The sequence below is a fragment of the Streptomyces sp. PU-14G genome (assembly GCF_041028275.1).
Classification (GTDB): Bacteria; Actinomycetota; Actinomycetes; order Streptomycetales; family Streptomycetaceae; genus Streptomyces.
This window is the reverse complement of record NZ_JASKYT010000183.1, coordinates 1-13,614: the sequence shown is the minus strand read 5'-3', so window position 1 is coordinate 13,614 and position 13,614 is coordinate 1. Positions and strand designations below refer to the sequence as shown.

General features: G+C 72.9%; 9 protein-coding genes and 1 riboswitch. Of the genes, 2 read left to right on the top strand and 7 right to left on the bottom strand.

The window, feature by feature from the left end; translation table 11 throughout:
* Positions 1 to 74 precede the first annotated feature (74 nt).
* The 3 genes from AB8Z75_RS20840 to AB8Z75_RS20830 form a co-directional block, all read right to left on the bottom strand.
* Positions 75 to 1,226, bottom strand: coding sequence for an alkaline phosphatase family protein (locus AB8Z75_RS20840; protein ID WP_369204181.1), 1,152 nt, complete (start codon positions 1,224 to 1,226; stop codon positions 75 to 77).
* 65 nt (positions 1,227 to 1,291) lie between these two features.
* Positions 1,292 to 1,900 carry a DUF5998 family protein gene (locus AB8Z75_RS20835; RefSeq protein WP_369204175.1) on the bottom strand — a complete coding sequence of 203 codons (609 nt, stop codon included), beginning with the start codon at positions 1,898 to 1,900 and terminating at the stop codon, positions 1,292 to 1,294.
* Between the two features lie 69 nt (positions 1,901 to 1,969).
* Positions 1,970 to 4,717: a GNAT family N-acetyltransferase gene (locus tag AB8Z75_RS20830; protein ID WP_369204173.1), complete on the bottom strand. Its 2,748-nt coding sequence runs from the start codon at positions 4,715 to 4,717 to the stop codon at positions 1,970 to 1,972.
* A 148-nt stretch (positions 4,718 to 4,865) separates the two neighbouring features.
* On the opposite strand from AB8Z75_RS20830, the gene AB8Z75_RS20825 reads away from it, so the two are divergent.
* Positions 4,866 to 5,147: an HPr family phosphocarrier protein gene (locus tag AB8Z75_RS20825; protein ID WP_369204171.1), complete on the top strand. Its 282-nt coding sequence runs from the start codon at positions 4,866 to 4,868 to the stop codon at positions 5,145 to 5,147.
* 121 nt (positions 5,148 to 5,268) lie between these two features.
* On the opposite strand, the gene AB8Z75_RS20820 is transcribed toward AB8Z75_RS20825, so the two are convergent.
* From AB8Z75_RS20820 to AB8Z75_RS20810, 3 genes are all read right to left on the bottom strand, one after another.
* Positions 5,269 to 6,090, bottom strand: a complete 822-nt coding sequence (locus tag AB8Z75_RS20820; protein WP_369204169.1) for a M23 family metallopeptidase — start codon at positions 6,088 to 6,090, stop codon at positions 5,269 to 5,271.
* 13 nt (positions 6,091 to 6,103) lie between these two features.
* Positions 6,104 to 6,265: riboswitch (cyclic di-AMP (ydaO/yuaA leader) on the bottom strand.
* A 214-nt stretch (positions 6,266 to 6,479) separates the two neighbouring features.
* On the bottom strand, positions 6,480 to 7,850 hold the full coding sequence (locus AB8Z75_RS20815) for a M16 family metallopeptidase (RefSeq protein WP_369204179.1): 1,371 nt from the start codon (positions 7,848 to 7,850) through the stop codon (positions 6,480 to 6,482).
* A 65-nt stretch (positions 7,851 to 7,915) separates the two neighbouring features.
* On the bottom strand, positions 7,916 to 9,247 hold the full coding sequence (locus AB8Z75_RS20810; protein ID WP_369204167.1) for a M16 family metallopeptidase: 1,332 nt from the start codon (positions 9,245 to 9,247) through the stop codon (positions 7,916 to 7,918).
* A gap of 349 nt (positions 9,248 to 9,596) precedes the next feature.
* Between AB8Z75_RS20810 and AB8Z75_RS20805 the strand changes: the two genes are divergently transcribed.
* Complete coding sequence (locus tag AB8Z75_RS20805) at positions 9,597 to 12,056, top strand: DNA topoisomerase (ATP-hydrolyzing) subunit A (RefSeq protein ID WP_369204165.1); 2,460 nt, start codon at positions 9,597 to 9,599, stop codon at positions 12,054 to 12,056.
* Positions 12,057 to 12,188: 132 nt separating this feature from the next.
* Here AB8Z75_RS20805 and AB8Z75_RS20800 read toward each other — a convergent pair whose 3' ends face one another.
* The gene (locus AB8Z75_RS20800) at positions 12,189 to 13,379 is read right to left on the bottom strand and encodes a GTP-binding protein (RefSeq protein WP_369204177.1); all 1,191 of its coding nucleotides are present in this window, start codon (positions 13,377 to 13,379) and stop codon (positions 12,189 to 12,191) included.
* Positions 13,380 to 13,614 lie beyond the last annotated feature (235 nt).

The window sequence follows — 13,614 nt, the reverse complement described above, 5'->3', positions numbered from 1 at the left end:
GGCTCGGGCGGGCAGGGGCTCCCGCGGGCGGATTCTCGCAGGGAGAGGCCGCGCGGGCTACGGGAGGCGCACCGTCAGGTGCGGACCTCCAGGAGCGGGACGAGCTGCTCGGCGGGGGTCGCCGAGCCGTGCATGCCGATCAGCTCGGACTCCTTGGGCTCCCGGCGGGTGGCGACGATGGCGATGTCGTCCCGCATCGCCGCGACCACGTCACCGATCCTGCCGCTGACGCGCGGCTCGACCACGGGGCCGAACCAGCCGAGCTCGACGGCCTCCTGCCTGGTGGCCACCCACGCCTGCTCGGCGAGCACTTCGCGCCAGACCGCGTGGACGTCGCCTGCCGCGCCGGGGACGGCGTAGACGTGGCGCATCCGGCCCTCGCCGCCCAGTTGGGCGACGCCGGCGCCGAGCTCCCAGTCCTCGTCGAAGTCGAGCCGCGCCTCGGCTCGTTGCGGGATGTCCACCATGCCGTGGTCGGCGGTGATGTAGAGCGCCGAGCGGGGCGGCAGCTGTTCGGCGAGGCGTCTGGCGAGGCGGTCCACGTGGGAGAGCTGGCCGCGCCAGGCGTCCGAGTCCATGCCGTAGCGGTGTCCGTTGCCGTCCAGCTCCGCGTAGTAGGTGTAGACGAGTGCGCGGTCGGAGGCAGCGAGGCGTGCGGCGGCCAGGTCCATGCGGTCCTCGGCGGCCAGCCGGCCGAGGAAGGTGCCGCCTGACAGGGCGATCCTGGTGAGCGGGGTGTGCTCGAAGTGCGGGGCCGTCACCTGGCAGGCGGCCACTCCGGCGGCCTCGGCCTGCTGGAAGACGGTGGGGTAGGGCTGCCACAGGTGCGGGTCGGTCCACGGCTGCCAGCGCAGCTGGTTCATGAGCTGCCCCGTGGCCGGGTCGAGCGCCGTGTAGCCGGGCAGCCCGTGCTCGCCGGGGACGCGTCCGGTGCCCACGGAGGCGAGGGAGGTCGCCGTGGTGGAGGGGAAGCCCGCGGTGATCGGCTCACCGGTGCCGTTCGCAGAGCCCGGCAGCAGGGAGGTGAGGAAGGGGGCCTGGTCGGGGTGCGCCCTGAGCGCCTCCCAGCCCATGCCGTCCACCAGGAAGACGCAGGCACGGTCGGCGGGCTCCAGCGGCAGTCCCGCGCTCATGCCGGGGACGCCGAGCCCCGCCGCGACGGAGGGCAGCAGGTCGGCGAGGGAGCCGGAGCCGTAGCGGGGCACGGGGGCCGTGCGCGGGTCCAGCGGTGTGTCCGCCGGCGCACCGTCGTACGGCGCCGTCGGGAAGGCGTGGGGGGCGTTCTCGGGGGTCACTGCGAGGGTCCGACCCGGGTGCTCGTCGTACCGGCGGTGGCCTCGGACAGCGCCTGCGCGAAGGCGAGGGTCTGGCGGACGGTGTCGGGGCCGTCTCCCGCCTCGCTGACGCGCAGCGAGAGGTCGTCGGCCGTGGCCGAGCCCGTGTAGCCGTGGTCAGCCTCGCAGTTGGGGTCACCGCAGGTGGCCGGCTCCATGTCGAGACGGGAGACGGCGCCCCAGCCGATGGTCAGCACCACCTCGCGGGGCAGGGTGCCGGGGGTGTAGGACTCGGGGTTGGCCACGACGCGGGAGAGCACGACGGAGGAGATCCGCTCCAGCTTCACGGACTCGGTCGACGTCGTCGCGTAGGGCGACGGGGAGGTGCCGTCCGCGGCCTGCTCGTCGGTGTGACTGACGAGGAAGCGGGTGCGGGTGAGCACCAGCACGGTGACGTGGCGGCGCACCTCGTTCGAGTCGAACGTGGTCTCCTGATGCACAAGATAGGAGGCCACCGGCTCTCCGCCCACCGCCGCCTCGACGGCCTCGGCCACGAGAGCCGGGTAGTAACCGCTGCGCTCGATCGCCTCGCGCAGCCCCTGGGTCGTCGTACCGGTCTTCGCCATGACAGCCATCCTACGGGGCCGTACGGCGGCGCAGACCCGCCCGTTCCCCGTGCGCACGCCCCCGGCGAGTCAGTACGCCGGGAGCCTGCGCGCGCCCAGGTCGGGACGGAGGCCCGGGTCGGCGACGCGGACCGCGGCGCCCAGCACCGTCACGCCCCGGGGAGCGACCACCACCGGGTCGAGTTCCACCGCGAGCACCTGGGGGTGGTCGTCCATCAGCAGGGAGACCCGCAGCAGCACCTCCTCCAGCGCGGCCGTATCCGAGGGCTCCGCGCCGCGCCAGCCGAACAGCAGCGGCGCCGAGCGGATGCCGCGCACCAGAGCGGCGGCCTCCTTGTCGGTGACGGGCACCAGCCGGTGCGCGGTGTCCTCCAGCAGGTCGGAGGCGGTGCCCGCCAGGCCGAAGGAGAGCACGGCGCCGATGGCCGGATCGAGGGTCCCCCGGATGACGGTGCCGACGCCGCGCGGGGCCATCGCCTGGACGACCGGGCGCAGCTGGTCGGGGGCGCCCAGCGCGTCGGTCAGCTCCGCGTAGGCGCGCCGCAGCCCGGCCTCCCCCGCGATGTCCAGCCGCACCCCTCCCAGGTCGGCGCGGTGCCGCAGGTGCGGCGCTGTGGTCTTGAGGGCGATCGGGTAGCCGAGGCGGTCGGCCGCCCGGGCCGCCGCGTCGGCGTCGGGCGCGGGCAGGGCGGGCCGGACGCGGATCCCGTAGCAGTGCAGCAGCCGGGAGGTCTCCTCGTCGGAGAGGGCGCGCCCGCGGTCGGGCGCCGGCGGCGTCGCGCGGGCCAGCAGCCGCGCGGCGGCGGACTCGTCGGCGTCGAGGTCGGGCACCTTGCCCGGCGCCCCCGACTCGGCTCGCCACCGGGAGTGGCGCACGGCCTCGGCCAGTGCGCGGGAAGCGCGTTCGGGCGTCGGGTAGGAGGGCAGGCCGCGCGCGGCGAGCGCCTTTTGCAGGCCCTCCATCGCCAGGTGCACCACGGCGACCGGCTTGCGCGGGCCGCCCTCGTGCGCGGCCACCGCGTCCGCCGCCTCCCGCAGCGCGTCGGCGAGGGCCTCGATGTGGCCGTCGGGCGGGGCGTCCGCCTGGTGCGTTCCGGTGCGGCCCGGCAGCTCGGCGGGGACGGTGGGCACGACGGTGAGCAGCACCGCGTCGGTGGCCGCGTCCGCGAGCGCCTCGCGCAGCGCCCGGCCGAAGTCGCCCGGGCCCGCGCCGCCCGGCAGTGCCACCACGGGGCGGGGCCGAAGGCCGTCGTTGAGGCAGGCGTCGTAGGTCAGCAGGCTCATCGCGTCGGTGTTGCCGAGGATGCCGACGTGCGGGCCCGCGGGCGGCGGCTGGTCGGCGAGGAGCACTCCGGTGTCGATCAGTTCGGTGAAGCTGTCGACCATCAGAACACCTGCCTGTCGCAGCAGGGCCTGGACGGTCGCGTCGGGCGTACGGGAGGCCGGCGCGGCATGTCCGGGCGGGGGCGCGCTGCCGCGCTGCCGGGCGCCCTTGACGACGACGAGGGGTTTGCGGGCGGCGGTGCGCCGCGCGAGGCGGGTGAACTTGCGCGGGTTGCCGATCGACTCCAGGTACATCAGGACGACGTCGGTGTCGGGGTCCTCGTCCCAGTGCTGGAGCAGGTCGTTGCCGGAGACGTCGGCGCGGTTGCCGGCGGAGACGAAGGAGGAGGGGCCGATGCCGCGCCGGTCGAGCCCGTCGAGGAGGGCGATGCCGATGGCTCCCGACTGGGTGAAGACGCCGATGCGGCCCCGCGCGGGCATCCGGATGGAGGGCGTCGCGTTCAGCCGCACGTCGGGCGAGGTGTTGATGAGGCCGAGCGCGCCCGGGCCGATCAGCCGCATGCCGTAGGAGCGGGCGAGCCGCACCAGGGCGCGCTGCTCGTCACGGCCGAGGCCCTCGGAGAGCACGACGAGCCCCTGGAGCGCCGCCTGGCCGCACTCCCTGACCGCGCGCTCCAGCTGCCCTGCGGGGACGGCGAGGACGGCCAGGTCGACGCGCTCGGGCAGGTGCCGCACGGAACTGTAGGCGGGCACTCCGGCCAGTTCCGCGGGGCCTTCGGGGTCGAGCGCGTGGTTGACGGCGTACAGGCGCCCGGTGAAGCCGCCCGCGCTGAGGCTGCCCAGGGCGGCTCGCCCTGCACCGCCGGGGCTGCGGCTGGCGCCGATGACAACGACGGCGCCGGGGGCCAGCAGCCGGGCGACGGAGCGGGCCTCGGCGCGCTGTTCGCGAGCCTGCATCACGGCCCAGGAGCGCTCGGTGGGCTCCAGATCGAGGGTGAGGTGGACGGAGCCGTCCTCGAAGCTGCGCTTCTGGGAGTATCCGGCGTCCGTGAACACCTTGATCATCTTGTTGTTGGCGGGCAGCACCTCGGCGGCGAAGCGGCGGATGCCGCGCTCCCTGGCGACGGCCCCGATGTGTTCGAGGAGCGCGGAGGCCACCCCTCTGCCCTGCTGGTCGTCGCGGACGAGGAAGGCGACCTCGGCCTCGTCGGCGGGTTCGCTCGCGGGACGGCCGAGCCGGTCGATGCGGTCGTAGCGGACGGTCGCGATGAACTCCCCGCGGATCGTCACCGCGAGGCCGACCCGGTCGACGTAGTCGTGGTGCGTGAAGCGGCGCACGTCGCGGTCGGACAGCCGCGGATAGGGCGCGAAGAACCGGTAGTACTTCGACTCGTCGGAGACCTGCTCGTAGAAGCTGACCAGGCGTTCCGCGTCGTCGGGGGTGATCGGCCGCACCTGCGCCGTACCGCCGTCGCGCAGGACGATGTCCGCTTCCCAGTGGGTCGGGTAGGCGCGCTCCTCGGGGCTGGGCATGCGCTCAGCGTACGGCGGTGACCGGGCTCACGGAGCGCTCGCGCGGTGCGTCGTATGGTCGCGGTACCAACACAGACGACCGTGCGGTGCCGACAGACCACCGTGCGAGACTGGTCTAGACAACCTCACCGACTCGAAGGGCAACACCATGGTTGAGCGCCGCGTCACCGTCGGCTGGGCCGAGGGGCTGCACGCCCGCCCCGCCTCCATCTTCGTCCGTGCCGCCTCGGCCGCCGGCGTTCCGGTCACCGTGCGGAAGGCCGAGGGCAACCCCGTCAACGCGGCCTCCATGCTCGGCGTGCTCGGCCTGGGTGCGGAAGGCGGCGAGGAGATCGTCCTGGCCTCCGAGGCGGACGACGCCGAGGCGGCCCTCGACCGGCTCGCGAAGCTGGTCGCCGAGGGGCTGGAGGAGCTTCCGGAGACGGTCTGAACCGCCCCCGCCGCGCTTCCGCCGTCGGCGTGGCCCCACTGACGTGGAACGCGACACGCACGAGCCCCCGGCCCAGCAGGCCGGGGGCTCATCGCATGTCCGCGAGTGCGCCGTAGAGGCGTCAGACCTTGACGCCGTGCTGGCGCAGATAGGCGACCGGGTCGATGTCCGAGCCGTACTCCGGGCCCGAACGGGCCTCGAAGTGCAGGTGCGGACCCGAGGAGTTGCCGGTCGAACCCGACAGGGCGATCTGCTGGCCCGACTCCACGCTCTGGCCGACCGAGACACCGATCGAGTTCAGGTGGCCGTACTGCGTGTACGTGCCGTCCTTGTGCTTGATGACGATGTTGTTGCCGTAGGCACCGCCGTTGCCGGCCTCCACGACCTCACCGGCGGCCACGGAGTGGACCGGGGTGTTCATGCCGGCGTGGAAGTCGATACCGGTGTGGCTGCCGGACGACCACATGCCGCCGCCCTGCTTGTACCCGGTGGAGACGTAGGAACCCTCGACCGGCAGCACGTAGGCGTTGAGCTTCGCGCGCTCCGCGGCCCGCGCGGCCTTGACCTTGGCCTCGTGCTCCTTCTGCGCCTTCTCGGCGGCGGCCTTGCGCTTGGCCTCGTCGGCCTTCCGCTTCGCCTCGGCCTTCGCCTTGGCGGCCTCCTCCTTGGCCTCGGATTCGGCCCTCGTCTGCTCGGCGGTGAGCGCCTGGTCGTACGCCTGCTCGTCCAGGGTGTCCGAGATGGGGGCGGCGAGAGCCTCGCGCAGCTGGGGGCTCTGCTGGAGGTTGTTCTGGCTCTGCCCGCCGCCCGCGGCGAACGCGGGAGAGGCGATGGAGCCCACGACACCCACGGTGGCGAGGCCGGCTATGCCCGCCGCTCCCGCCGTGGCCCTGCGGGTCTTACTCGGGCGCCTGTGCTTCCCGGTGGCACGGGTGAACGCCATACGGAGGCGTACTCCTTTCCTTCCTTCTCGCCTACCGGGTTAGCTGACGGGTTCGGAGCAGGAAGGTCTCCTACGGGCCGCCTCTTGTCGAGGCCGTCCGATTCACCCCATGGGACAAGGTGGGTCCCCGGTCCCCCTCGGGCAGTTCCCCTCGGGGATTCGGCGATCACCATCCGTCGGCCGCGGGTGCGGTCACTTCTGACGGACAGCGGCAATGACGCTAGACGGCGCCAACTCCGAGCGGCAAACGAATCCCTGGCTTTGTCATCTTCGCCACACCCCAACTCGCCACAACCGCAACAGAAACGGACATCACGAAGGGCCCGGAAGGAGCGATTCCTCCTCCCGGGCCCCACTTTCCCCTGCCGCCGCGCCCCGGAACGAAGACGTCAGGAGCCGGAGACGACCTTGACCTCGCCGATCCCCAACTCCCGCACCGGGTCGGCGATCTGGGAGGCGTCACCGACGAGCACCGTCACCAGCCGGTCCGCCGGCAGCGCGCTGACCGCGGCGGCCGTGGCCTCCACCGTGCCCGTCTCGGCCAGCTGCGCGTAGACCCGCGCCTGGTAGTCGTCCGGCAGGTACTGCTCCACCTGGTCCGCGAGCGTTCCGGCCACCGCCGCCGCCGTCTCGTAGCGCAGCGGGGCGACACCCACCAGGTTGCGCACCGCCACGTCCCGCTCCTCGTCCGTCAGCCCCTCGGCCGCCAGCACACGCAACACCTGCCACAGGTCGGCCAGAGCGGGACCCGTGACATCCGTGGCGACCGAACCGCTGATGGCCAGCATGGCGGCCCCGCTGCCGTCCTCGGACGAACGCAGCACCTGACCGAAGGCCCGCACCCCGTAGGTGTAGCCCTTCTCCTCGCGCAGCACCCGGTCGAGCCGGGAGGTGAGGGTGCCGCCCAGGCAGTAGACGCCCAGCAGCTGCGCCGGCCACACCCGGTCGTGCCGGTCGGGGCCGACGCGCCCGATCAGCAGCTGCGTCTGCACCGCACCCGGGCGGTCCACGATGACGACGCGGCCGGTGTCGTCCGCGCTGATCGGCGGCATCGCGCGGGCCTCGGCTGCCGTACCGGTCCAGGCGCCGAGCGTCTCGGCCAGCGCCGCGTCCAGATCCACGCCCTCCAGATCGCCGACGACCACGACCGTCGCCGTCACGGGACGCACATGGGCCTCGTAGAAGGCGCGGACGGCCGCCGCGTCGATACGGCTCACCGTCTCCTCGGTGCCCTGCCGGGGCCGCGACATCCGCGACGTGGCGGGGAAAAGCTCCTTCGACAGCTCCTTGGCGGCACGGCGGGCCGGGTTGGCCAGCTCGTGCGGGATCTCGTCCAGCCGGTTGGCGACCAGCCGCTCCACCTCGTCGTCGGGGAAGGCGGGGGCGCGCAGCGCGTCGGCCAGCAGCCCCAGCGCCTTGCGCAGCCGGGAGACCGGCACCTCCAGGGAGACCCGCACCCCGGGGTGGTCGGCGTGCGCGTCCAGCGTGGCGCCGCAGCGCTCCAGCTCGGCGGCGAACTCCTCGGCCGTGTGCTTGTCGGTGCCCTCGCTGAGCGCCCGGGCCATGAGGGTGGCGACACCGTCGAGCCCCTCGGGCTCCGCGTCCAGCGGCGCCAGCAGGTTCACCTCGACGGCCACGACCTCCTGCCCCGGGCGGTGGCAGCGCAGCACCGTCAGCCCGTTGGGCAGCACGTCGCGCCGCGGCGTGGGGAACGCCCACGGCTTCGGCGTGCCGCCGGCGGGCTGGGGGTGGAAGTCCATGCTCGTGCCCGCGCTCGGCGCGGTGCCCGCCGGGGCGGTGGCCGCCGGCGTCTGTGGGGTCTCGCTCACTGCCCGCTCTCCTCGTTCTCCTCGGCCTCGGTCGCCAGCGGCTCGTAGACCAGCACGGCCCGGTTGTCGGGGCGCAGCCGCTGCGCGGCGATCTCGCGCACCTCCTCGCGCGTGACCTCGAGGACCCGGCCCACCGCCGTCAGCGCGAGCTGCGGGTCGCCGAAGAGGACCGCGTACCGGCACAGTTCGTCCGCGCGGCCACCGACCGTGGCCAGCCTGTCCAGCCACTCGCGCTCCAGCTGGGCCTGCGCGCGCTCCATCTCCTCCTCGCTGGGGCCCTCCTGAGCGAACCGCCGCAGCTCGTCGTCGACCGCCGCCTCGATGTCGGCGACCTCGGCGCCGCTGGACGCCTTCACGTCCAGCCAGCCCAGGGAGGGGGCGCCCGCCAGGCGCAGCATGCCGAATCCCGCGGCCACCGCCGAGCGGTCGTGCCGCACCAGCCGGGCGTAGAGGCGGGAGGACTCGCCGCCGCCGAGCACGGTCAGCGCCAGGTCGGCGGCGTCCGCCTCACGCGTGCCGTCGTGCGGCAGCCGGTAGGCCGCCATCAGCGCGCGGGAGGGCACCTCCTCCTCGATGACCTCACGCGTCTCCTCGCCCCGCACCTCGGGCAGCGAGCCGTCCCGCGGCGGCTGCTTGCCCTCGTGCCCCGGGATGGAGCCGAAGTACTTCTCGACCCAGGCCAGCGTCTGCTCCGGGTCGATGTCGCCGACGACCGCCAGCACGGCGTTGTTCGGCGCGTAGTTCGTGCGGAAGAACTCCTGTGCGTCCTGGAGTGAGGCGGCGTCCAGATCGGCCATGGAACCGATCGGGGTGTGGTGGTAGGGGTGGCCCTCGGGGAAGACCATGGCCGTCATGCGCTCGAACGCGGTGCCGTACGGCACGTTGTCGTACCGCTGGCGGCGCTCGTTCTTGACCACGTCCCGCTGGTTCTCCAGCGACTCCTCGTCCAGCGCGGCCAGCAGCGACCCCATGCGGTCGGCCTCCAGCCACAGGGCGAGCTCGAGCTCGTGCGCGGGCATCGTCTCGAAGTAGTTGGTGCGCTCGAAGCTCGTGGTGCCGTTCAGGGAGCCGCCCGCGCCCTGCACCAGCTCGAAGTGCCCGTTGCCCTCGACCTGGGCCGAGCCCTGGAACATCAGGTGCTCGAAGAGGTGCGCCAGGCCCGTGCGGCCCTTCACCTCGTGGCGGGAACCGACGTCGTACCAGAGGCAGACAGCGGCGACGGGGGTCAGATGATCCTCGGAGAGCACCACACGCAGGCCGTTGGCCAACCGGTGCTCCGTCGCTGTCAGCCCACCGGTGGCCGGCGGGGGCGTGGCCGTGTGACCCATGGGCGTGGAGTCCCTTCCGCTCGCGGAGGTCTCCCGGCCGGACGCCGGGAGCTGCCGACCGCCCGTGCGTCTCACGCGACCGGCGGTGCTGTCACTGTATGCAACCACGCCGACAACGTGCGAAGTTCCCGTACGGTCTACCGAGCGGCCGGCTGTCAGTGGGGCGGTCCACAATGGTCGCGCGAAGCCGCACGCAAACCCGGACCCGAGCGCAAGCCCGGGCCCGAGCACAGCAGCGCACACAGCACGAGCGCGCGCAGCAAGAGCTACGCGCACAAGAGGCGGCGCCGTGAAGAGGCGCCCGCACACAAGAGCGACAGCACGAAGCAGCGAAGGAGCCGCAGCCGCGATGGCCCGCCGCAGTAAGAGCCGTACACCGGCACCGGAGCCCGCAGAGGACTTCGAGGAGCGCATCCTCGACATCGACGTCGTCGACGAGATGCAGAGCTCCTACCTGGAGTACGCGTATTCGGTCATCTACTCGCGCGCGCTCCCGGACGCCCGCGACGGGATGAAGCCCGTACAGCGCCGGATCCTCTACCAGATGCACGAGATGGGGCTGCGCCCCGAGCGGGCACACGTCAAGTGCGCCCGCGTCGTGGGTGAGGTGATGGGAAAGCTCCACCCGCACGGTGACAGCGCGATCTACGACGCGCTGGTGCGCATGGCGCAGGACTTCTCCATGCGGCTGCCGCTGGTGGACGGGCACGGCAACTTCGGCTCGCTGGGCAACGACGACCCGCCGGCCGCGATGCGCTACACCGAGTGCAGGGCCGCCCCGGCCGCCGGTCTGATGGTCGACTCGATCGACGAGGACACGGTCGACTTCGGCGCCAACTACGACGGCAGCGAGCAGGAGCCCGTCACCCTGCCGGCCGCCTACCCGAACCTCCTGGTGAACGGCTCCTCGGGCATCGCGGTCGGCATGGCCACCAACATGGCGCCGCACAACCTGACCGAGGTCATCGCCGCGGCCCGCCACCTGATCAAGCACCCGGGCGCCGACCTGGAGACCCTGATGGGCTTCATTCCCGGACCCGACCTACCGACGGGCGGCAAGATCGTCGGCCGCGAGGGCATCCAGGACGCCTACCGCTCGGGCCGCGGCACCTTCAAGATCCGCGCCACGGCCACGGTCGAGCAGGTCACAGCGCGGCGCAAGGGGATCGTGGTCACCGAGCTGCCGTTCGCCGTCGGCCCCGAGAAGGTCATCTCCAAGGTCAAGGACCTGGTCAACGCGAAGAAGCTCCAGGGCATCGCGGACGTGAAGGACCTCACCGACCGCGAGCACGGACTGCGGCTGGTCATCGAGATCAAGAACGGCTTCAACCCCGAGGCCGTCCTCAGCCAGCTCTACAAGCTGACGCCGATGGAGGAGTCCTTCGGCATCAACAACGTCGCGCTGGTGGACGGGCAGCCGCTCACCCTCGGCCTCAAGGAGCTGCTGGAGGTCTACGTCGATCACCGGTTCGACGTGGTGCGCCGCCGCAGCGAGTTCCGCCGCGGCAAGCGGCGCGACCGGCTCCACCTCGTCGAGGGGCTGCTGGTGGCACTCGTCGACATCGACGAGGTCATCAGAATCATCCGGTCGAGTGACAACGCCGCCGAAGCGAAGGCCTCCCTGATCTCCCGCTTCGAGCTCAGCGAGATCCAGACCCAGTACATCCTCGACACGCCCTTGCGCCGGCTCACCAAGTTCGACCGCATCGAGCTGGAGGACGAGCGCGACAAGCTCAAGGCCGACATCGAGGCACTGACCCGCATCCTCGAATCCGACACGGAGCTGCGCAAACTCGTCTCCTCCGAGCTGTCCGCCATCGCCAAGAAGTACAGCACCCCGCGCCGCACCGAGATCCTCGACGCGAACGAGGCGCCGGTGGTCGCCGTGCCACTGGAGGTCGCCGACGACCCCTGCCGGGTCATGCTCTCCTCCACCGGGCTGCTGGCCCGCACCGCCAGCGGCAGCACCGATTTCGCCGAGCCCGCCAAACGCGCCAAGCACGACGTGATCGTCTCCGCGGTGCCCGCCACCACCCGCGGAGAGATCGGCGCGGTCACCTCCGGCGGACGACTGCTGCGGATCTCCGTCGTCGACCTGCCCCAGCTCCCCGACTCGGCCACCACCCCCAACCTGGCGGGCGGGGCGCAGATCTCGGAGTTCCTCACCCTGGAGGGCGACGAGACGCTGGTCTGCCTCACCACCCTGGACGAGTCCTCACCCGGCCTGGCCATCGGCACCCAGCAGGGCGTCGTCAAACGCGTGGTGCCCGACTACCCGGCCAACCGGAGCGAGCTGGAGGTCATCACCCTCAAAGACGGCGACCGCGTCGTCGGCGGCGCCGAACTGCGCACCGGCGAGGAGGACCTGGTCTTCATCACGGACAACGCCCACCTGCTGCGCTACCAGGCGGGACAGGTACGCCCCCAGGGCCGTCCCGCGGGCGGCATGGCCGGCGTCAAGCTGGCCGACGGCGCCCAGGTGCTCTTCTTCGGCGCCGTCGACCCCGCGTCCGAGGGAGCCGTCTTCACGGCCGCGGGAGCCGAGGGCACCCTCGACGACTCGCTGAGCACGGCCAAGCTCACCCCCTTCGACCAGTACCCGCGCAAGGGGCGGGCCACCGGCGGCGTGCGCTGCCAGCGCTTCCTCAAGGGCGAGGACCGGCTGCGGCTGGCCTGGGCCGGCTCCACTCCGGCGCGGGCCGCGACGAAGACCGGCGCCCCGGTCGAGCTGCCCGAGCCCGACCCGCGCCGGGACGGCTCGGGGCTCCCGCTGACGAAGCAGGTCGCGGCTGTGGCCGGACCGGTGTGACGGTGGTGCGCAGGGGGTGAGGACGCGGGTGCGGCCGGGCCGGTGTGACGGCACCCGTGAGGTGGCGCCGCGCGTGACCGGGCCGGTGTGCGGTCCGGAACGGCGGTCCGGCTGCTGTTCCGGGCGTCCGGTCTACGCCCCTTGCGGCTCGAACGGGGAGGACGGCGAGGACGGGGCGTCCGGCTCGGCGTCCGCCGCTCCGCCGTGCTCGGCCGCTTCGGGGGCGTGCACGTCCGGGTCCTCCTCCGAGGGGCCGTGGTCCACGGAGGGGCCGTGGTCCACGTAGCGGAGCACGCCCCACAGAGCGCGCTCGTCATGGGGTTCGGGTCCCGCGGCACAGTCGCGGAGCCCTGCGCGGAGCGCCTCGGCGTCCACACCCGCTCCGATCAGCACCAGTTCCGTGCGCCGTTCAGCGTCGCGCGGCAGCCGCTGGGGTGCGAAGCGCAGGAACCCGCCGACGGCGTGCAGCTCGTACAGGTTGTCGGGGTCGGCGGTACCGAAGTCGACATATCCCTTGATCCGGTAGAGCTTCTCCGGCCTGCTGTCCAGAAACTCCAGGAAGCGGCGCGGGTCCATGGGGGTCTCAGCGGTGAACTCCACGGCTTCGTAGGCCGCGTGCAGGTGCTCCGCGTGCGCGCCGTGCTCTCCGGGGGCCTCCTCTTCTCCGTTCTCGCCCTCGCCGTACAGCAGGGAGTCGAACGACAGCTGCTCGACGGGGGGCCGCGGCCGGTACACGCGGTCGAACAGCAGGTGCGGGTCGACGCGCCCGAAGGAGGCGGGAACGACGGGCGTGCCCGGCGCGAGCCGTTCGAGCTCCGCGCGCAGCGCCTCCCGCTGTTCCGCGGGCACGCGATCGGCCTTGTTGAGGACGAGCAGGTCGGCGGCGCCGACGTGACGTTCCAGTTCGGGGTGGCGGGCGCGTACCGTCTCGAACTCGGCGGCGTCCACGACCTCGACGAGCCCGCCGTATACGGTGTGCGGGTCCCCGCCGGCCAGCAGCATCCGGATCAGCGTCTCGGGCTCGGCCAGCCCGCTCGCCTCGATCACGATGACGTCCATACCGACCGAGGGGTGCGCGAGCCTCTCCAGCGCCTCGTCCATGTCACTCGTGTCCACGGCACAGCACAGACAGCCGTCCCCGAGGGAGACCATGGAGTCGACCTGCCCCGAGACCGCCATGGCATCGATCTCGATGCTGCCGAAGTCGTTGACGAGCGCGCCGATACGGGTGCCTCGGGCGCGGCGCAGCACGTGGTTGAGCAGGGTCGTCTTCCCGGAGCCGAGGAACCCGGCCAGCACGACGACCGGAATCCGGCCGCCCACCGCGCCCCGCTCCGCCGAGGTCCGGGCACCGACCGCGTCCCGCTCCGCGAGCCTCGGGACGCCCGCCGCGCCCGCCTCCCGGCTGTCCTCCGTGCTGCCCACGCCGCCTGCTCCCCTCTTGTCGTCGCAGTTGAGGCGGGTGCCGATCGTAGCGGAGTGGCACGGCGAGCCGACGCCGCACAGACAGCCGGGACCGTGCCCCGGTGGGATGGGCGACGGCGGGATGGGCGGCGAC